The sequence below is a fragment of the Dyella tabacisoli genome (assembly GCF_003350925.1).
Lineage (GTDB): Bacteria > Pseudomonadota > Gammaproteobacteria > Xanthomonadales > Rhodanobacteraceae > Dyella_C > Dyella_C tabacisoli.
In genome coordinates, this window is sequence record NZ_KZ857174.1 from 119,647 (window position 1) to 138,650 (window position 19,004).

The following is a 19,004-nucleotide window of genomic DNA, read 5'->3' on the forward strand; positions in this document are numbered from 1 at the left end:
GGCGCACGTCGCCGGGGCGTCAGGATTTACCGTGGGTCTTTGTGCTGTCCGCGGTAATGGTTGGGTGTAAATACCCACATGCCGTCGTGCTGTTGCAGATTGCGAACCCTCGTGCGGAACTGAAAGCGAAGGCCGAGCAATTGAAAGATCATTTCGTCGCGCCGCGCCATTTGCCGCATGACGAAAATCACCATCGGTATCAGCAACAGAAACCACATGTTGAAATACATCGCCATCAGCAAGCCCCCGCCCGCGCCCATGAAGAAGGGCAGGTAAGGCACGCCCATGAACATCGCCGGGCGGGTGCAGCCGCGGAACAGCGGATCCTTATGCATAGTGCTGCAGGAAGTGAATAATCATGCTGGTGGCGCCGCTATTGGATTGGCACGCGGTGGCCGAGCCACTGCCGCCGACGACCATCTTGGCAACCTGGGCAGCCGCACCGATCAACACGCCGCCGACCAGGGCGGGGGCTACGTCAGCAATGCGCTTGTGTGCGAAAGCGATCTGGTAGCCGGAAAAAATCACCGCAATGGTGACCACGACGATCGACGCCGCGTTCAGCAGGCTGTTGATGTTCTGGAAGAAGCCGCAGACTTTGGTTTCGGTCGCGGTGACGTCCTGTGCCAGGCCGAGGCTCGGCATGAGCAAGGCCATGACGACAAAGCCCATGATGACTACAGCGAGCATGTTCTTGGATTGAAAGTTAGCGTTGTTGGTGTACGGGTTCGGTGCCATCTCAGATTTCCTTATGAAAGATTTGAAAAATAGAAGCGGTTATCTGGCGATGACCGCTACCAGGGGAAGCTACGCGGTGCGCAGCCGGGTTCACTACAGAACACCTCAAAACCATTCGAGGTGGTATTGCGGCCATAAGGCCATCGCGACAAGCAACGACATGCTTACCAAGCGAGGTGGGCAACCAGGCCACCAGGGCGCGTGCGCTTTCGTTCAAACGCCGTGCCGTCGATGGATGGTTTCGGTTTTCAGAATACGAACGCGGCATCGCGATTCCCCTGGCGAAGATCGGCCTGATCGGAGGCAGATGCCGAAACTGTGGGCGATGCCGCAACTTGCGATGGAGCGGTGTCCGCCGGAGCTGCCGATGGCACCGGGTCGTTTGGTCCGCGCACCTTGGGTACGAACACCTCTGCCGCTGCGTTCGCCGTTGCCGCAGTCGGCGCAGGCTGGGCGCTGGTTGCTGCCAAGGCGGTTGTCTGTGCCGGGGGCGCTTGTACCGCCGGTACGGTTGCCGTTGTTGTGGCCGGTGCCGATGCGGCGGCTAGTGGCGGCACGACAGCCATGGAGGTTGCCGTGTCCAGCAGCACGCTGCGTATCGCGACCCGATAAGCGCCGCTGTCGCTTGTGATGGGAGCGGGCGGTTTGGTGCTGCCGCGCGAGGCGGTTTGCGCGCCGATCAATTGAAGAGGTATGGCGGCGGCCGTGTTACTCACGCTCCGGTTCATCGAATCGTAGATCTTCTGCACATAGCCGTCCCGGTAGCCGGTGACGAAGTTGCCCGAGTAGTAGCAACTGAACGATTTGCCCCAGTCGCCTCCCGAATTGGCGTAGCACTCGGCGAGGATGCGCGACCCTGCCGAAAGGTTGGGGCATGTCTCGAATGCCTTTTCGTAGGAGTCCAGGCCGTACTTGCCTAGATTGGACCGATTGACCTGGGCCAGGCCGAGCGAAAAGTTGTAGCCCTTGGTTTCGAGCATGTGCACGGTTGCGATGGCTTCGCCCAGATTTTGCGGCTGGCGTACCAATTGACCACCGACTACGCCGATCGCATAGGGGTTCTGGCTGGACTCGACATTGACGATGTGATGCATGACCTCGGCCGGAACGGCCAGGTTCGGGCATGCCATCATTTCCATTCCAGTTAGCACTTGAGTAACCCCCAGGATCTATACGGACTCGGCATGACTACTACCGGGCATCCGACGGAAAGCTGCGGCCAGGATTGAAATCGATGCCGGTGATATAGCGGCGCCCGGCATGCGATTTGATATGTACGAGGACATCGATCGTCATCATCAGCAGACGCTTGATGGTGGAGAACTCCAGCCCCGCACCTTCGGCGGAGGCCTTCACCATCAATGCCAACTGGTCCCAGGTTTGTTCGGTGTTGCCTGCGTGACAGCTAGTGATCGAGCCAGGATGTCCCGAGGCACAGTTGCGGATGAAGTAGAACGATTCGTCGCCGCGCAGCTCGGCCAGGATGATGCGGTCGGGCTTCATGCGCAGGCAGGCTTCCATGCAACTCTTCGCCGAGACGTTGCTGGTGCTCTGGCCGCCTTTGGAATAAAGCAGATGCACTACGTTGGGCTGGTCGATGAACAGCTCGCGCGCATCTTCGATGGTCACCAGCCGCTCTTCGTCGGGAATATGGTGAACCAGCGACTTCATGAATGTGGTCTTGCCGCTGCCGGTGGCGCCGGAAACCACGATGTTTTTCTTGTTCAGCACCGCCTTCTTGAAGAAGTCGGCGTAACGGCGTTCCGCACGCAGCTCCAGCAATTCACGATCGTGATCGCTGATGCTGTGGGCGTCTTCCAGGATCTGGTCAAAAAAACCGTCTTCCTGGTATTGCGCCAGCGTTTTGGTCTGCTTGGAGGGCAGACGAATCGTGATCGACATTTTGCCGGCTTCGCACGCGGGAGGAAGCACAAACTGAGCGCGCTGGCCGGTGGGAAAGGTCAGCGACACGACGGGGTCCGTATCCGTGATGCGCTGACCGGTATTGCTTTCATTGACGACAGCCGTGCAGAACTGGCGGGCACGCTCGAAGGTCAGCGTCGGGACTTCGACCCGACGCCAACCACCGCGGCTTTCCAGGTACAGCTCGCCCGGACGGTTGATACAGATCTCGGTCACGTCCGGTGACGCCATGAACTCCCGCACGCCCAGCACTTCGTACTGGTAGTCCAGGAATTCATTCGAGACTTTGGCTACGACTTCGTCATCCATCTTTTTATCAGGCCATTACAGTTAAGACATTACGGTTAAGACATCGCAGTTAAGACGTCACAATTAAAAGCGGGCGACCACGCCACTGAAATCCACGTCTTTGGCGACATAGACATTCAAGACGGTGCCTTGATTGATCGTTACCGTCGCCGGACGACTGGCGGCGCGTCGGACAGCCTGGTTGGCCAGGTTCTGCATGGTCTGGGCCGTATTACTTTCGAACGGGGTCTGCGTGACCACGCCGCCGTTGCTGATGTTGGTGCTCTTGGGTCCGTGCTCGGCGGCCTCGTACTTGAAGGCATCGCTAAGCATGCTGATTAACAGCGCTGAGCCGATACGACTGCCCCAATGTGCGTTGTAGTAGCCCGGATGACCGGCGCCGCCGAGGTTGTCGACACCGGGGCTGGACATATTCACGTCGATGCCGGTCGGCGTGACGACACGGTCCCAGACCACGGCGACGCGCGGGCCGTTCGGCTCCATCGCATAGCTGCCGAGTACCTTCGAGCCCTTGGGCAACAGCAGTCGTTTGCCGTTGAATGAGTAGACCGGCTCCGTGACGACGCAAGAGGTGAAGCCTGGAATATCCGTGATGATCCGGGTCTCCAGCACGCAGCGGATAAACGTGCCGCGCAACATCAGCGTGTCGGGGCTGATAAGCGGCTCCGCTTTGGAAGTCTCCGACAAGGGCTTGCCCGAATAGGCGCTATTGGCGGGGAGGGGCGCGTCCAGTGGGTTGGTTGCGCCAGGCATGCCGGGCATGCCGGCGAGCATCTGCCCATACGGGTTCTGCTGCCCCGTGGGCGCCGCGCCGCCGGAGGGATATTGTCCACCAGACTGTGCCGCCGATTCCCCGGTCATCATGCGCCGCTGCACCAGGGTCGGCCCCTGTGGCCCCTGCGGCATGCTTGCGGGCGTTCTCTGTTCGACGGTCGGTAATGGCGGCGGTGGCGCAAGCGGTATCGGCTGGGGCAGGCGCGGTGTTGCCTGCGCCAGATTTTGCGGCTTGGGCGCCTCCGGTATGTTCACCGTCTCCTCGCGCGGTTTCTGCGCGGCCTCGTTATGGCCGCCGGTCGCGCTCCTGAACATCCAGAACGCGGCCAGCAGGAGCAGGGCGATGATGCCGGCCAGGAAGCCCAGCGCGCGGCGATTCATGCGCCGCAAGTCGCTCGACCTCAGTTGCGGCGCGGCGGCGTCCAGATCGGGTGCGGGGGCCTGTTGGTACTGCGCGGAATAGGGGTTGCCGGCCAGCGGATCATGGGCATCTTGCGGAGGCAGATTCCCGTTTGCGGGGCCGTCACCAGGCTGATTTGGGATATTCGAGCTCACTTTTTGGTGTTCCTTCGCAGACCCACAACATTGTCATCGTGACGAATAACCAGGTACGGATACGTGCCATGGATAACGATCGTGTTGCCCTCGACCGTGGTGTTGACCACCGAGTCCTCGCCATGCTCGCGTTCGCGCATATAGACAGTGGGGAAGTTCCCGGTAGGGAACTGCTTCATGTCGCTCATCTTGATGTAGGTGAATTGCCCGTCGTCGTAGACATTGACGGGCACCAGCCACGGCGCGGTCTTGCGGCGCATCGCATAGTCGTAGTCGAAGTTGTAGCTGCGATCCTTGACCAGCGAGGTGTTGAGTTCGGGCACCTTGGCCGCCTTGTTCGCTTCGTTCATGAAGCTGGTATCGGCGGGGTAGGTGAACGCGATCTTGTATTGCACGCCGGCACGCCGGGCCTGCTCCAGCGTCCTCCAGTCAGTGGCGACCACCTTCAGCTCGAAGATGTACGAGTGCGTCGCCGTGCGGATCATCATGTTGGTATCTACATCGACGTTCTTCGGCTTGAGATAGAACACGTTGTCGCGTCGAGTCAGATCCCAGCCGCTGCTGAAGCCGGTGCTGTAATCAAGAATCTTTTCGTTCGGACTCAGTTCGATCTGTGTGGTGATGCCCAGGCCGGTGCGCACTTGATAGATGTGATCGGGCTGGTACTCGTACGGCTGCACGGCTTGCGCATTGGCGTTATGCGTGACGCCCGCTGCGGTAAGACATATGACGCCGGCTACGGTGAGTTTGCTTAGTCGGTTCATCAGCGGCGCGCTCCTTTAGCGGCACTTCCCGATACGGGCAAGGGCGCTGCTGCTGCCGGGCGCACGGCCTCGGCGCCAGCACGCTCGGGGATGGGTGATTGCGGAACGACGACGCCGGGCTGCAGCGCTTCGTTGGCACTTGCGCTTGGCGCGGGCGCAACTGCCGCCGTTACCGGTTTCGGCTGAGGTGCTCCCTGCGCGTCCTGCGCATCGGATGGGTCTAGCGGTGTACCTTGAGTCTCGTCAGGCGGCGAGGTCGCGTAATCGCTGTCCACTCGATAATTGGTGACCTGGAAGCCGAGCGGATTCTCGATGCGGTATTGATCGTCCATCTTCAGATTCGGCTTGTAGGTGAACTCCAGCGTCGCCAGCTTGCTGTCCATCGGACGGCTGAGGCCCGATTGCTTGTTGTACAGGCTGCGCTGGAAACGTACGGTAGCCCCCTTCGGCGTCAGGTTCGGGCCGCCGCCGATCAGCACGATGCTGAGAATCTTCACGCGTATCGCTTGCTCCCGGCCGTAGGTCTTGAACGGGCTGTTCGGATTGGCCTGCGAATGCAGGCCGGTGTAGCCGGCGGCGACGTTGGGCGAGGACATGGTCAGCACCGTGGTCCAGTCGCGCAAATTAATCATCGCCACGTCATAGGACTCGCGTGCCAGTACAAAGTGGGCGATGTTGCTGCGATTGAGTGCTTCGCTGGTGGTGATGCGGCGGTTGGTGAAATCCTCGGTGAGCCTGGCGACCGAGCTGGTGCCGGTATACGCATCGGCCATGACGATGTAAGGCACTTTTTCTTTCAGCGGCAACATATAGAAGTAACCGCCGGCAAGAATCAGCGCGACGACGATAGCGGCAAAGGCTACCCACCATGCGCGGCGCTCGCTACGCCGGGCAACGTCAGCAATGGTCAGTTCGAAATTGGCCGATTTGGCAACCGCATCGTCAATTTTCTGTGTGGATTTTTTCTTTAGCATTAGCGAAAACCCAGATCGGCTATCACAACGTTGGTCCTTGTTTTCATCATGGGGTACTCGCTGCCGCGGCGGGCTTCGGTGCGCCCGCTGCTTCCTTGTTTGTCGCTGTATCTGGCGTTGTATCCGGCGTCGTATCTGAGCTGGACGCGCTAGCTTGATCCACCAGAATTTGCCGCTCGTTGGTCACGATGGAAACGCCTTGTGCCGCGTAGATGGCGCTCAGCTCTGCCGCGGCCGCCTTGATGTTCGGCGTATGGATCTGGGTTACTGGCTTATACAGCGTGAAATCTGAGTGAAGCTGGTACGAAAGCACCATGCCGGTGTCTTTCGACCACCGCGTCAGCATCGTTTTTAGCGTTCCGTCCATCGGCGATGCATAAAACGTATACGGCTGGGCTAAAGGTATTTCCGTGGACGATTCCTGGAATCGGTTGACCGGTTTCCAGGTGCCGCGAAAGTCTTTGGCCGCAGGCGTTCCACATCCCGTCAAAGCGAGAGCTACAAGCATTGAAGCGCCCATAAGGGCTCGATTTAGAAGAACCTTCTTCACGTCATACTCACAAAATGAAATTGGAATGCTTAATTCGCGTAGAAAAGCTGAGTTTTCGAGGCGCACGCGAATGCCTTGGGCACACAAAAGCACGCCTTCCGTTATCGGAGGCGTTAGGTCAACACAGCTAGAAAAATGTCGCTTTTCGGCGTGGTGGTGATTGCTTGAGGAGTTCGGGCACGAACCCAGCGGGATGTCCGCTTATGGCTCCCTGTCTCGTCGCGGCGATGGCGGGCCGTAATAACGCCCGCAAGGTACTAGATTTCGATTCCATTCCCACTCCCTGTCTAGACTGCCTTTTACTGCTGCCCTAACACCCTGTTAAACGGTTACATGCACGTACGATATTCAAGCGCATAAAGACGCGCCTGTCCTATTCGTAACCTAATGAAGTTCGCATGGCCCCTAGGGACGGTACCGGTCCCTTGCGGCGGATTCTGCCGCAGTGCGATAAATTCTGCCAGTGTAGAACACTGATATTTTTGTACTTTTTATTGATAACTGAGTCACAAAATGCATTGTGTATCGATGTTATCGGGCACTTGCATTGGAGTGTCGTGGGTAAGTATTCGCTAAATCGCGCATAGCATTTTCGGCGGGGCGTTAGACGATAAAGAGCCTTATGCCATATGGCTTTGTCGGTCGACGATGAGCTTTATGACATTATTGTTTCGTTGGTTTTTTATGCGCGATATGAACTTGTAGCGAGGTGTTTAAAACGCTTCGAACGCATTGCGCCACCAGACCATTCGCGCATGGTCGGCGGGGCCGTCATAACTGACGACATCAAAGCGACAGGCATGTTGCGCATAGCGCGCATGGGCGGCGAGCCACCATTGCGCCGCGCGGATAAGTTTGTCTTGCTTGGTACGGGTGACTGAAGCGGCGGCATCGCCGTGACTGGCACGTTGTCGATAGCGCACTTCGACAAACACCACCGTATTGCCCTCGCACATCACCAGGTCCAGCTCACCATGCCGGGTCGTGTAGTTGCGGGCGAGCAGCTTGAGGCCGGCGCGTTCGAGCTCTACACAGGCGCGTTGCTCGAAAACTGCACCGGCCAGACGCATTAGCCATGGGTACCGTTGGCGATCGGTGGCACATCGCCGGACGTGGTTGGCGTGGACGTTGTGGGCGTCGAGGTTGCCGGCGCAGCGCCATCGGGTGGGGTAATGATGGGGGCGCTATCCATTTGTAGGCTGCCGTTGAGTGGGCGGGCCAGGCCGTCCTGAAATTTGGCCCACACCATGACGCGGCGCACGCGGCCGAACTGGTCGGCAGTGAGCTGACCAGTGGCCCCAGGCAAGTAGCTGCCCGGATGCTCATGCAGCCAGTCGATATAGGGCACCAGGTTCCATGCATCCATGCCGAAGGCGAACAAACGTGCCGACATGCCGCGCGCCGCAGGCAGTTGATTGGCAATGTCGTCGTGATTGGGCAAGCCGGGCTGGGCGTCAAACAGCCAGGGAGAGTCGCAGAACTCCACCCCATCAAGATCGCGATTGGTACCGGCGTCATCGGCGCCGGCGTAGATGTGCGAGGTGGCAAACACCGGCAGATTCACGCGGGCAAGTTTCAACTGCGGCAATAGCAGGCGCGCTTGTTGCGGACGCATGCTGATGAACACGCCGGCATCGCTGCCGGCATTGGCGGCGTTGAGGCCATTGATGGTGCTGGCGTAATTGACGCCGCTGCCGCCGAGGCTGCCCATGCCGGCGATGGCGCCGCCACGTGCTTCCAGTTCTGCCTTGAATGCATTTGCGGCACGCTGGGCGTAGTCCTCGCTGGAGACAATGACGTAGGCGTTGCGAATGCCTCGTTCGATCATGTGATCGGCAGATTGCGCGCCCTCGGTTTCCGGCAACAGGCCAAACTCACTGACGCCGCTGGTCGGCAAGCTCTTGTCGTCGGGGTGGTTCAGTGCAAGCAGCGGCACTGGCAAGGGATTGACACCAAACAAGGCCGAGACCTCGCCGCGAGTCAGTGGGCCGACTACGAGTTGCGCGCCTTCGTCGACGGCTTGCTGATAAGCCTTGATCGCACCGGCGGGGGTGCCGCCGCTATCGTATACGCGCACCGCTGGGCGTGGTGCGTGGTTGCGCGATGCATCGGCGTAAGCCGCAAAGAAGCCTTCGCTGATTGCCGAGCCTGCCGCCGCATAGTTGCCGGTGCTGGGCAATAGCAGGGCGATTTTGCCGGGCATCTTGTAGCCCTCGCGCACGTTCGCGTCAGAACCCGGCAACAAGGTGCCGACCTGCTGCTCCAGCGTGGGTTGCGGCCGTGCCACGGTCACACCGAGCTGAGTGAGTGCCTCGTTGATCCACGGCAGCATGCGATCGCTTGGCTGCATGGCGGCGGCGCGCTGTTTGAGTGGAGCTACGCCGAGTTTGTTGAGCAGGGCGAGGATCTGCTTGCGATTTTGTGCGTGATCGAGGCCACTCAGTTGAGCGTCCATCTCTACGCGGCTGCGCGCTGCGCCCCAGGCGTCGCCACTGCCTTCCATGGCGCGAGCGCGTAGTTCGAGCAGGCGCAATTGCAACGGAGCCGGTACGGGCACGGTGGGTTGGGTGGTGAGTTGAAGCGCGCGCGTGGCGTCGTGCTGGTTCAGTGCGACTTCCGCCTGTAGCAAGTCGAACCGTACTGGCTCGTCGCCATCGAGCTGTTTGCGCTTGATCCCGCCCAGCAAGGGCATGGCGCGATCAAGCGCACCCTCATGACGATAAGCCTCGGCGGCGAGCAGGTAATAGCGGTCGCGATGGCCCGGCGCTTGTTGCGCCAGCGTCAGATACGCTTGCGCGGCTTGATCGAACTGACCCTGTCGGGCCATGGCCTCGGCGTTGAGTGCGGTGGCGATCTCAGTCGGCGAGCGCTCTACAGTGGGCGGTATGCAGCCGGTCAATCCAGACGAAATCAACAAACCGATAGCTGCGGCGCGGTATAAGCGCATGACGGGGTCCCTTGGTCGTTACCGACATGATCGTTACCGGCTAAGCCGGCAATTGCGCGATCATAGCCGATCGCATCGTCACCTCTGTGGCGAACAGGTTCTTAAAATGCCATCTATTCAGCCCGGTTGCTTGTGGGTCGTCGCCACCCCGATCGGCCATCGCGACGACTTTTCCGCGCGGGCTATCGAAACTTTGCGAAAGGTGGCGGTGATTGCCGCCGAGGACACTCGTCACAGCCGGCCATTGTTGCTTCATTACAATATCGCCACGCCGTTGATCGCGTTGCATGAACACAATGAGCGCGATGCGGTCGACGCCATCGTGCGGCGTTTGCAAGGTGGCGAGTCGGTGGCCTTGATCTCCGATGCGGGCACGCCACTGATTAGTGACCCCGGATTTCGACTGGTGCGCGCCGCGCGCGCCGCGGGCATTCGCTGTGTGCCGGTGCCGGGCGCCTGTGCCGCCATTGCCGGGCTTTCCGTCGCCGGCCTGCCTAGCGATCGTTTCGTGTTTGAAGGTTTTCTGCCGCCGAAAGCCGCGGCGCGGCGTAGCCGCCTGCAAGAGCTTGCCGGTGATGCGCGGACCTTGATCTTTTACGAGTCATCGCATCGGGTGGCCGAAAGTCTGGCCGATATGCGCGACGTCTTTGGCGGTGAGCGCGAGGCGGTGTTGGCGCGCGAGCTGACCAAGTTGTTCGAGACCGTGCTTAGCGAGCCGTTGGCAGAGCTGGCGGCGCGAGTGGTTGTCGATCCCGATCAGCAGCGTGGCGAGCATGTGATTCTGGTCGCTGGCCGTGGCGAGGAGGTCGATGAGCGTTTGGCTGAAGGTCAGCGCGTCTTCGCCATCTTGCGCGAGGAGCTGCCGCCGGCAAAGGCGGCCAAGTTGGCGGCGGCGATTAGCGGGGCTCCACGTAAGGCGCTATATGGAAGCGGGGAATAGGGAATGGGGAACGGGGAACATGCGGCTTGAGTGGTGGTTGTGGTGCGGTGTTCTTTTTTAGGCGGGGAACGGGGAACAGGGAGTGGGGAACATGAAGTTCGAGGGGATATTGCGGATCCGCGTTCTTTTTTGATCTTTGTTTGTTTTTTCTCTTGCTTTTTTGCTTCTGCTTTTTAGGCTTTTCCCCGTTCCCCGTTCCCCGTTCCCCGTTCCCCGTTCCCCGTTCCCCGTTCCCCGTTCCCCGTTCCCCGTTCCCCGTTCCCCGTTCCCCGTTCCCCGTTCCCCGTTCCCATCCCTTACAATGTCTGGCGGAGTCGGCCGGACAGTCGCGTCGCGCGTAAGCGTATCGAGGAAAGTCCGGGCTCCATAGGGCAGAGTGCCAGGTAACGCCTGGGCAGTGTGAGCTGACGGCCAGTGCAACAGAAAGCAAACCGCCGAACGGCATCTTCGGATGTGCGTGGTAAGGGTGAAACGGTGCGGTAAGAGCGCACCGCGCGCGGGGATAACGTCGCGTGGCACGGTAAACCCCACTCGGAGCAAGACCAAATAGGGGAACGATAACGCGGCCCGCGTTGTTCCCGGGTAGGTTGCTGGAGCCTGGTGGTGACGCCAGGCCGAGAAGAATGACTGTCGCGTCGCAAGGCGTACAGAACCCGGCTTATAGGCCGACTCCGCCCTTTTCATGAAGCCTCCACCGGCACGGCGCTTGCCGCGTCGGTGGAGGTTTGTGGGGGTTTTGTGGAGGTCTGCTCAAGAGGTGCGTCTGAGTATGGATCGGTACATATAAGGCGCTACTGGAATGCCGCCAGCCGCCGAGTGGTTGAGTGCTTTTGAGGGCATGTGTTTTCACAAAAAATCCTCACCATTCAAACACCTTGAGTAGCTTTCTAAGAAACCCCTGGAAATACTGCCACACCTTCGCCTTTCTCATTGATTCACAAGCAAAATTCCCTTGACAGTCTCAGGGGGCGAGACTATCGTGGGCTCCGGTGTGAAATCGTGGGATTTCGTGGAGTCATAGGGTCGTGTTTCAAGGCGAAACCGCCATCACTGTTGACGATAAAGGGCGCCTGGCTATCCCGACTGCATATCGGGAGCAGGTGGCGGGCGCTTGCGCCAATCGTCTGGTGATTACCTACAACCCCTTCGAGTCGGGCTGCCTTTGGCTGTTTCCGCAAGCGGAGTGGGAGCGGGTACGCGACCAAGTGAATGCTCTGCCCAGCGTCAAAGCCGTGCATCGCGCGCTGCAGATGAAGCTGGTCGGTGCGGCCTCGATGGTTGAGCCCGATAGCGCGGCACGAATCTTGTTGTCGGCGAGCCAGCGTGCCGCGGCCGGCATCGAGAAGAAAGCGGTGCTGCTGGGCATGGGCAACAAGTTCGAGCTTTGGAGCGAGCAAGCCCACTTAGCCAAGATTCGCCAGACCATCGGCGAGGACGAAATCAGCGACGACATGGCGGACCTGCATCTGTAACAACGGATGGAGCGGTGCAGGGAACGCTTGAGCGGCAGGTGGGACGCATAACAAGAACAATGGAGCGGGAGTGCGGCATGGCCGAGCAGCAGTTGCGGCATATCCCGGTAATGCTGGGTGAAGCAGTGGAGGGACTCGCCGTGCAGGTAGGCGGGCGTTATCTCGATGGCACTTTTGGACGCGGCGGTCACGCTCGCGCGGTGCTCTCGCGTCTTGGCCCGGATGGCCGCCTGCTTTTGATGGATCGCGACCCGCAGGCCATCGCTGCTGCGCAGGCCGAGTTTGCCGCCGATCCGCGCGTGTCCATTCGGCATGGCAATTTTTCCTCGCTCGCCGAATGGGATGAAACCGCTGGCGGCCTGGACGGCGTGCTGCTGGATCTCGGCGTGTCTTCCCCACAGTTGGACGAGGCCGCGCGCGGCTTCAGCTTCATGGCCGATGCGCCGCTGGATATGCGCATGGATACCAGTCAAGACGAAAGCGTGGCTGATTTCCTGGCGCATGCCGATGAGCGTGAGATTGCCGATGTGCTGTGGACCTATGGCGAAGAGCGCTTCAGCCGCAAGATCGCCCGCTTTATCGTCGAACGCCGTGCCGAAAGCCCGATCACTCGTACGGGTGAGTTGGCGGCGTTGATCGAACGCGCGGTGGGTCGGCGCGAGCCCGGCAAGCATCCCGCCACACGCAGCTTTCAAGCGTTGCGTATCCGGGTGAACGGTGAGCTGGACGCGTTGCAGCAAGGGCTCAACGCCGCGTTGAATCAACTCAAGGTTGGTGGTCGGTTGTCGATCATCAGCTTTCATTCGCTGGAAGACCGCGCGGTGAAGTTGTTCATACGCGACCACTCCGGCCGCGTGCAAGGCAGCCGCCGTGGTCCGCCGCAGGTGGCGCCGCCGGCACGGCTGGTCGCGGTCGGTAAAGCACAGTTTCCTTCTGATGCCGAGCTTGCGGTCAATCCGCGTTCGCGCTCGGCGGTGTTGCGCGTCGCAGAGAAATTATCGTGAAGGTACTCGGCGCCATCTTCTTGCTGCTCTTGCTCGGGGTCGTTCTGGCCAGTGCAATCGGGGTGGTGTGGACGCGTCATGAGAGCCGTGTGCTGTTTGTCGAGTTGACCCGGCTGCAAAACCAGCGCGACGAGTTGAACATCGAATACGGCAGGCTCGAACTTGAGCAGGCCACCTGGGCCGAGCCCCGCCGTGTCGATAGCGAGGCACGGCAGAAAATCGGCATGGTCAATCCAAAGCCGCAAGATGTTCAGTTGGTGGGCCGATGAGCTGGCGCGACCGCACAACGCCTATGCAGAGCGGACCGAGCCAGGGCCGCCGCCGCGGCAATGGCGCCAGCACGCGCAAGCGTATGGTGCTGGTGATCGGTGTGCTTGGTCTGGCCTCGTTGGGCCTGGTGGCGCGTGCCTTTGATCTGCAAGTAGTGCGCAAGCAGTTCTATCAGAACCAGGGCGATGCGCGTTTCCTGCGCGAGATGCCGATCGCGGTATCGCGCGGCACCGTTTTTGATCGTAATGGCGAGCCGCTGGCGGTATCCACACCGGTGGTGTCGATTTGGGCCAACCCGTCCGAAGTGCTGGAGAGCGAGGATCGCATCCCGCAGTTGGCCAGGGCGTTGGGCGCCAATCCGGACGAGATCAAGCAATACTTGATGCAGCGCTCTGAGCGCGAATTTGTGTATCTGCGTCGGCAGATGAATCCCGATGCGGCCCAGGTCGTGCTTGATCTAGGTATCCCCGGCGTCAACGGCCAGCGCGAATATCGCCGGTATTACCCGTCGGGCGAGGTGACTTCGCACATCCTGGGCTTCACCAATATTGACGATCACGGCCAGGAAGGCCTGGAGCTGGCTTTTGACGATTGGCTGGCTGGCAAGCCGGGCGCCAAGCGGGTCATCCGCGATCGCATGGGGCATGTGGTGGAGGACGTCGAACTGGTGCGCGAGCCGCAACCGGGCCGCAACCTCACGCTCAGTATCGATCGGCGCATCCAGTTTCTGGCTTATAACGAATTGAAGAACGCACTGGAGCAGTCGCAGTCCGATTCCGGCTCGATGGTGATCCTCGATGCGCCCACCGGCGAAGTGTTGGCGATGGTCAACCTGCCGACCTACAACCCGAATGCGCTGCGCGCCAGCAATGCCTCGCAACGGCGCAACCGCGCGATGACCGACGTGCTGGAGCCGGGTTCGACGATCAAGCCGATCTTGATGACGGCGGCGCTCTCCAGCGGCAAGTACACGCCGACCTCGCCGATGATCGATACCGGCGGCGGTCACTGGTTTTTCCAGGGGCATGATATTCACGACACGCACAACTGGGGCGTGCTGACGCCGACGGGCGTGATTACCAAGTCCAGCAACGTCGGCGCGGCACATATCGCGATGCAGCTCGACACGGCGTTGATGTACGACACCTACCGCGCGTTCGGCTTCGGCAATAGCACCAGCAGCGGCTTTCCCGGCGAGTCGTCTGGCCTGCTCAAGGTGGGGCGCGACTGGCGCCCGCTGGAAAAAGCGATCATGGGTTATGGCTACGGCCTTAACGTGACGGCGCTGCAGCTAGCCAATGCCTATGCCACGCTGGCCAACAACGGTGTGATGCATACGCCGACCTTTATCAAGGGTGCGGACGGCGAGCCGAAAGCCATCGTGGCGACGCAAGTCGCCAACGATGTGGTCAAGATGATGGAAACGGTGACCGCACCGGGCGGTACCGCCACGACGGCGCGCATTGCCAACTACATCGTTGCGGGCAAGACCGGTACGGCGCACAAGGCGTCGATCGGCGGCTATTCCAAGAACAGCTACACCGCGGCCTTCGCCGGCATGGTGCCTGCCTCTAATCCGCGTCTGGTCGCGGTGGTGATCGTCGACAACCCGAAAAAGGGCAGTTACTACGGCGGCATGGTTTCTGGCCCGGTGTTCGCACGGGTCATGGAGGGCGCACTGCGTCTGCTCGATGTGCCGCCGGACAACATTGGCCGCTGGTACGCCGGTGGGCCTATGCAAGGCGAGAATGGCCTGGCTGGCAGCAAGCCACCCACCGATCAGCCCATCGACGATGCACCGATCGGGGACCCGACACCATGAGCGGGCAACGTCTCGATCAGCTATTGCACGGTATCGCCGACGCATCCAGCGCCGGCGATATGGTCGTTTCGGGCCTGTCGCTGGACTCGCGCCAAGTGCGGCCCGGCGACGCTTTCTTCGCATTGCGCGGTACGCGTGGCCACGGCATCGAATTCGCTGCGGGCGCAGTGCAGCGCGGTGCGCGCGTGGTGCTGGCCGAAGCACCGGCCGATGCCGCGGATGGATCAGAGCTAAATGTTCCAGTGCTGTGGATCGATGGCCTGCATGCCCAGGTGGGCGAGATCGCGTCGCGCTTCTTTGGCCGTCCGTCCGAGGCGATGCAGGTGATCGGTGTCACCGGCACCAATGGCAAAACCTCAACGGTGCAATTGCTGGCGCAGGCGCTGGAACACCTCGGCCATCGCGCAGCCACTATCGGCACGCTGGGCGCGGGCCTGCACGGCCAGCTCCACGAAGGCGAGCGCACCACGCCCGATGCGATCCAGGTGCAAGCGTCGTTAGGGACATTCCGCCAGCAAGGCGCCAGCCACGTTGCCATGGAAGTGTCCTCGCATGCCTTGGAGCAAGGCCGTGTCGGCGCGGTGGCGTTCGACGTGGCGGCGTTCACCAATCTGACCCGCGATCATCTCGACTACCACGGCAGCATGGAAGCCTACGGCGCCGCCAAGGCCAAGCTGTTTGCCTGGCCGGGTCTGCGTGCTGCGGTTGTCAATATGGACGATGCCTTCGGTCGCGAGCTGGTTCATCGCTGGCCGACGGCGCTGCGGGTGAGTGCGGCAGGCAGGGCAGAGGCGGATATCGCTGCCACGGCCATTACCACCTCGGCGGAGGGGCTGTCTTTCACCCTGCGCACACCCTGGGGCACGCAGGCGCTGCAAAGCCGCCTGCTCGGTCGCTTCAATGTGGATAACCTGCTCACCGTAGTGGCCTGCCTTGGTGCGCTGGGCGAATCTTTCTCCCGCATCGTGGCCGCGGTGGAAGTGTTGCAGCCGATCAACGGCCGAATGAATCGTCTCGGTGGCTTGCAGGGCTCGCCCTTGGTCGTCGTCGATTACGCACATACACCCGATGCCTTGGAGCAAGCGCTGACGGCGTTGCGCGCGCATTGCGCCGGTCGCTTGATCTGCGTATTCGGCTGTGGCGGCGAACGCGATGCCGGCAAGCGGCCGCAGATGGGCGCTATCGCCGAGCGCTTGGCCGATGTCGCCATTGTTACCGACGACAATCCGCGCGGCGAAGATGGCGATGTGATCGTGGCGCAAATCATGGCTGGGTTCACACGGCCTGAGGCAGCATCCATCGAGCGCGATCGTGAAGCGGCGATCCGTCTCGCCTTGCAGTTCGCGCGTAGTGGCGACGTCGTGCTGATTGCCGGCAAGGGCCACGAAACCTATCAGGAAGGGGCTGCCGGTAAGCGGCCCTTCGACGATCTTGCAGTCGCAAATACAGCATTAGAAGAGCGCATATGGGAGCAGCACGCATGATGCGCCTGGCGATGATCGCCCTATGGACACGCGGCCAGTTGTACGGTGCCGATGCCGAAGTGGGCGGCGTGTGCATTGACACTCGCAAACTCAAACCCGGCGACTTGTTTGTCGCGATCAAGGGTGAACGCGTCGATGGCCATGACTATGTCGCGCAGGCGGCAGCGAACGGTGCGATAGCCGCGTTGGTAACGCGCAAAGTCGACGCGCCGATCGCACAGATCAAGGTGGAAGACACTCAGCTCGCATTGGGCGATCTGGCCAGCGCCGTGCGTGCGCAGAGCAATGTGCGGGTGGTCGGCATTACCGGCTCCAACGGCAAGACCACGGTGAAAACGCTGACGGCCGCGATTCTGTCGCGCCACGGCCGCACGCACGTCAACGCCGGCAACTACAACAACGAGCTGGGATTGCCGCTGACGCTGCTGGCAATGCCGGAGGGCACGCAGTACGCGGTGCTTGAGATGGGGGCAGGCAAGCCCGGCGACATCGCCTACCTCGCTGCCATCGCGCGGCCCGATGTCGGTCTCGTCAACACCATTGCGCCGGCGCATCTTGAGCGGATGGGTAGCGTTGAAGGCGTTGCCGAGACCAAGGGCGCGCTGTATCAGGCACTGCCGGTCGATGGCGTGGCGATCATCAACGCCGACGATGCCTTCGCCAGCTTTTTCAGCGGACTTGCCAGTACCCGCACCCAACTGCGCTTTGGCTTGGATCACAAGGCAGATATTGGTGCAGATATTTTGGAACAGCGCGTGGACGGTTCGCGCTTCGTGCTGAGTACGCCGCAAGGCGATGCCGAAGTGGCCTTGCCGTTGGCCGGCCGCCACAACATCGCCAACGCATTGGCCGCCACGGCGATCGCGCTCGCGCTCGACGTGCCGCTGGATACCATCGTCGCCGGCCTTGAGCAGGCGCCAGGGGTCACGGGTCGCTTGCAATGCGAGTCGATGGCGGGCGGCTGGACCTTGATCGACGACAGTTACAACGCCAACCCTGGTTCGGTCGGCGCCGCGATCGACACATTGGCGTTGGCGACGGGTGAGCGCTGGCTGGTGCTTGGCGATATGGCCGAGCTTGGTGCTGGCGCGCGTGCCTTGCATGCGCAGATCGGCGCGCGCGCGCATCAGCGCGGAATCGATCGGCTGTTTGCGGTTGGGCCGCTGAGCGCGGCAACGGTCGAAGCCTTTGGTACGCAGGCTGAGCATTACGCCGATCAGGCGGCCTTGATCGTTTCGCTGCAAAAACAGCTACACGGCGGTGTCACCTGCCTGGTCAAGGGCTCGCGCTCGGCGGGTATGGAGCGGGTCGTCGCGGCATTACGCGGGCCTGCTTCCGGGTCAGACGAGAACCATAAACAGACGGGAGGTGCATCCGATGCTGCTTGAACTGGCGGACTGGATGGCTCGGCACTTCACCGCGCTGCATCTATTTCAGTACATCACCTTCCGCACCATCATGGCGGCGCTGACCGCGCTGTCGATGTCGCTACTGTTCGGCCCGTGGCTGATTCGCAAGCTGGCCGATTTGAAGGCGGGCCAGGTCGTGCGTAAAGACGGCCCGCAGACGCATCTGGCCAAGGCCGGTACGCCGACCATGGGCGGCGTGATGATTTTGCTTTCGGTGACGATCTCCACCTTGCTGTGGACCGACCTGCACAATCGTTACGTATGGGTGGTGCTGGCGGTATTGCTGAGCTTCGGCGCGGTCGGCTTCTATGACGACTACAAAAAGCTGGTGCTGAAAGACAGTCGCGGTCTGGCCAGTCGCTGGAAGTATTTCTGGCAGTCGGTGTTCGGCCTGGGCGCCGCGTTGTTTCTTTATTACACGGCGCCGCAGGCGGTGAATCTGCAGCCGGTGGTCGAAACCGCGCTGTACGTGCCGCTATTCAAGCAAGTCGCGTTGCCGATGGGTGTGTTCTTCGTGGTGCTGGCCTATTTCATCGTGGTGGGTTTTTCCAACGCGGTGAACCTCACCGACGGTCTGGATGGTTTGGCGATCATGCCTTCGATTCTGGTCGCCGGTGCCTTGGGCGTATTTGCTTATCTGGCCGGTCATGCCGAGTTCTCCAAACACTTGCTGATACCGGCGATTCCCGGCGCAGGCGAGATGGCGGTGTTCTGCGCGGCGTTGTCCGGCGCAGGGCTGGGCTTTTTGTGGTTCAACACTTACCCGGCCCAAGTCTTTATGGGCGACGTCGGCGCGTTGGCGATCGGTGCCGCACTCGGCTGCGTCGCGGTCATCGTGCGGCAGGAAATCGTGCTGCTCATCATGGGCGGCGTGTTCGTAATGGAAACCGCCTCGGTGATGCTGCAGGTGGCGAGCTTCAAGCTCACCGGCAAACGCATTTTCCGAATGGCGCCGATCCATCACCACTTCGAGCTCAAAGGCTGGCCAGAGCCGCGGGTGATTGTGCGTTTCTGGATCATCAGCGTCGTGCTGGTGTTGGTCGGCCTTGCCACGTTGAAGGTGCGCTGA

18 protein-coding genes and 1 other RNA gene are annotated in these 19,004 nt (G+C 61.0%); 9 read left to right on the forward strand and 10 right to left on the reverse strand.

Annotation, left to right across the window (positions count from 1 at the left end; all coding sequences use genetic code 11):
- Positions 1–26: 26 nt before the first annotated feature.
- The 10 genes from DVJ77_RS04660 to DVJ77_RS04705 form a co-directional block, all read right to left on the reverse strand.
- Positions 27–335, reverse strand: coding sequence for a VirB3 family type IV secretion system protein (locus tag DVJ77_RS04660; protein ID WP_114844326.1), 309 nt, complete (start codon positions 333–335; stop codon positions 27–29).
- Positions 328–738, reverse strand: coding sequence for a TrbC/VirB2 family protein (locus DVJ77_RS04665; RefSeq protein WP_114844327.1), 411 nt, complete (start codon positions 736–738; stop codon positions 328–330). The genes DVJ77_RS04660 and DVJ77_RS04665 overlap by 8 nt, the downstream gene beginning before the upstream one ends.
- A gap of 248 nt (positions 739–986) precedes the next feature.
- Complete coding sequence (locus DVJ77_RS04670) at positions 987–1,889, reverse strand: lytic transglycosylase domain-containing protein (protein ID WP_114844328.1); 903 nt, start codon at positions 1,887–1,889, stop codon at positions 987–989.
- 40 nt (positions 1,890–1,929) lie between these two features.
- Positions 1,930–2,970 carry a P-type DNA transfer ATPase VirB11 gene (gene virB11, locus DVJ77_RS04675; RefSeq protein ID WP_114844329.1) on the reverse strand — a complete coding sequence of 347 codons (1,041 nt, stop codon included), beginning with the start codon at positions 2,968–2,970 and terminating at the stop codon, positions 1,930–1,932.
- Between the two features lie 63 nt (positions 2,971–3,033).
- Positions 3,034–4,299, reverse strand: coding sequence for a TrbI/VirB10 family protein (locus DVJ77_RS04680; protein ID WP_114844330.1), 1,266 nt, complete (start codon positions 4,297–4,299; stop codon positions 3,034–3,036).
- Positions 4,296–5,063, reverse strand: coding sequence for a TrbG/VirB9 family P-type conjugative transfer protein (locus DVJ77_RS04685; protein WP_114844331.1), 768 nt, complete (start codon positions 5,061–5,063; stop codon positions 4,296–4,298). The genes DVJ77_RS04680 and DVJ77_RS04685 overlap by 4 nt, the downstream gene beginning before the upstream one ends.
- Positions 5,063–6,037: a VirB8 family type IV secretion system protein gene (locus tag DVJ77_RS04690; protein ID WP_114844332.1), complete on the reverse strand. Its 975-nt coding sequence runs from the start codon at positions 6,035–6,037 to the stop codon at positions 5,063–5,065. The genes DVJ77_RS04685 and DVJ77_RS04690 overlap by 1 nt, the downstream gene beginning before the upstream one ends.
- Before the next feature lie 46 nt (positions 6,038–6,083).
- On the reverse strand, positions 6,084–6,653 hold the full coding sequence (locus tag DVJ77_RS21405) for a hypothetical protein (RefSeq protein WP_225427818.1): 570 nt from the start codon (positions 6,651–6,653) through the stop codon (positions 6,084–6,086).
- A gap of 647 nt (positions 6,654–7,300) precedes the next feature.
- Entirely contained in the window at positions 7,301–7,657 is a 357-nt protein-coding gene (locus DVJ77_RS04700) for a YraN family protein (RefSeq protein WP_114844333.1), read from the reverse strand.
- Positions 7,657–9,534 (reverse strand): penicillin-binding protein activator, encoded by a 1,878-nt coding sequence (locus DVJ77_RS04705; RefSeq protein WP_114844334.1) that lies wholly within the window; start codon positions 9,532–9,534, stop codon positions 7,657–7,659. The genes DVJ77_RS04700 and DVJ77_RS04705 overlap by 1 nt, the downstream gene beginning before the upstream one ends.
- A gap of 106 nt (positions 9,535–9,640) precedes the next feature.
- On the opposite strand from DVJ77_RS04705, the gene rsmI reads away from it, so the two are divergent.
- The 9 genes from rsmI (at position 9,641) to mraY (ending at position 19,004) form a co-directional block, all read left to right on the forward strand.
- The gene (gene rsmI / locus DVJ77_RS04710; protein WP_114844335.1) at positions 9,641–10,474 is read left to right on the forward strand and encodes a 16S rRNA (cytidine(1402)-2'-O)-methyltransferase; all 834 of its coding nucleotides are present in this window, start codon (positions 9,641–9,643) and stop codon (positions 10,472–10,474) included.
- Between the two features lie 310 nt (positions 10,475–10,784).
- Positions 10,785–11,151, forward strand: an RNA gene (gene rnpB, locus DVJ77_RS04715) — RNase P RNA component class A.
- A gap of 348 nt (positions 11,152–11,499) precedes the next feature.
- Positions 11,500–11,946, forward strand: a complete 447-nt coding sequence (mraZ, locus tag DVJ77_RS04720) for a division/cell wall cluster transcriptional repressor MraZ (RefSeq protein ID WP_114844336.1) — start codon at positions 11,500–11,502, stop codon at positions 11,944–11,946.
- A 77-nt stretch (positions 11,947–12,023) separates the two neighbouring features.
- Positions 12,024–12,950: a 16S rRNA (cytosine(1402)-N(4))-methyltransferase RsmH gene (gene rsmH / locus DVJ77_RS04725; RefSeq protein WP_114844337.1), complete on the forward strand. Its 927-nt coding sequence runs from the start codon at positions 12,024–12,026 to the stop codon at positions 12,948–12,950.
- Positions 12,947–13,219, forward strand: coding sequence for a cell division protein FtsL (gene ftsL / locus DVJ77_RS04730; RefSeq protein WP_114844338.1), 273 nt, complete (start codon positions 12,947–12,949; stop codon positions 13,217–13,219). The genes rsmH and ftsL overlap by 4 nt, the downstream gene beginning before the upstream one ends.
- Positions 13,216–15,042, forward strand: coding sequence for a peptidoglycan D,D-transpeptidase FtsI family protein (locus DVJ77_RS04735; RefSeq protein ID WP_114844339.1), 1,827 nt, complete (start codon positions 13,216–13,218; stop codon positions 15,040–15,042). The genes ftsL and DVJ77_RS04735 overlap by 4 nt, the downstream gene beginning before the upstream one ends.
- On the forward strand, positions 15,039–16,526 hold the full coding sequence (locus tag DVJ77_RS04740) for a UDP-N-acetylmuramoyl-L-alanyl-D-glutamate--2,6-diaminopimelate ligase (protein WP_114844340.1): 1,488 nt from the start codon (positions 15,039–15,041) through the stop codon (positions 16,524–16,526). Before DVJ77_RS04735 ends, DVJ77_RS04740 begins: the two co-directional genes overlap by 4 nt.
- Positions 16,523–17,914, forward strand: a complete 1,392-nt coding sequence (locus DVJ77_RS04745; RefSeq protein ID WP_114844341.1) for a UDP-N-acetylmuramoyl-tripeptide--D-alanyl-D-alanine ligase — start codon at positions 16,523–16,525, stop codon at positions 17,912–17,914. The genes DVJ77_RS04740 and DVJ77_RS04745 overlap by 4 nt, the downstream gene beginning before the upstream one ends.
- The gene (gene mraY / locus DVJ77_RS04750) at positions 17,904–19,004 is read left to right on the forward strand and encodes a phospho-N-acetylmuramoyl-pentapeptide-transferase (protein ID WP_114844342.1); all 1,101 of its coding nucleotides are present in this window, start codon (positions 17,904–17,906) and stop codon (positions 19,002–19,004) included. Before DVJ77_RS04745 ends, mraY begins: the two co-directional genes overlap by 11 nt.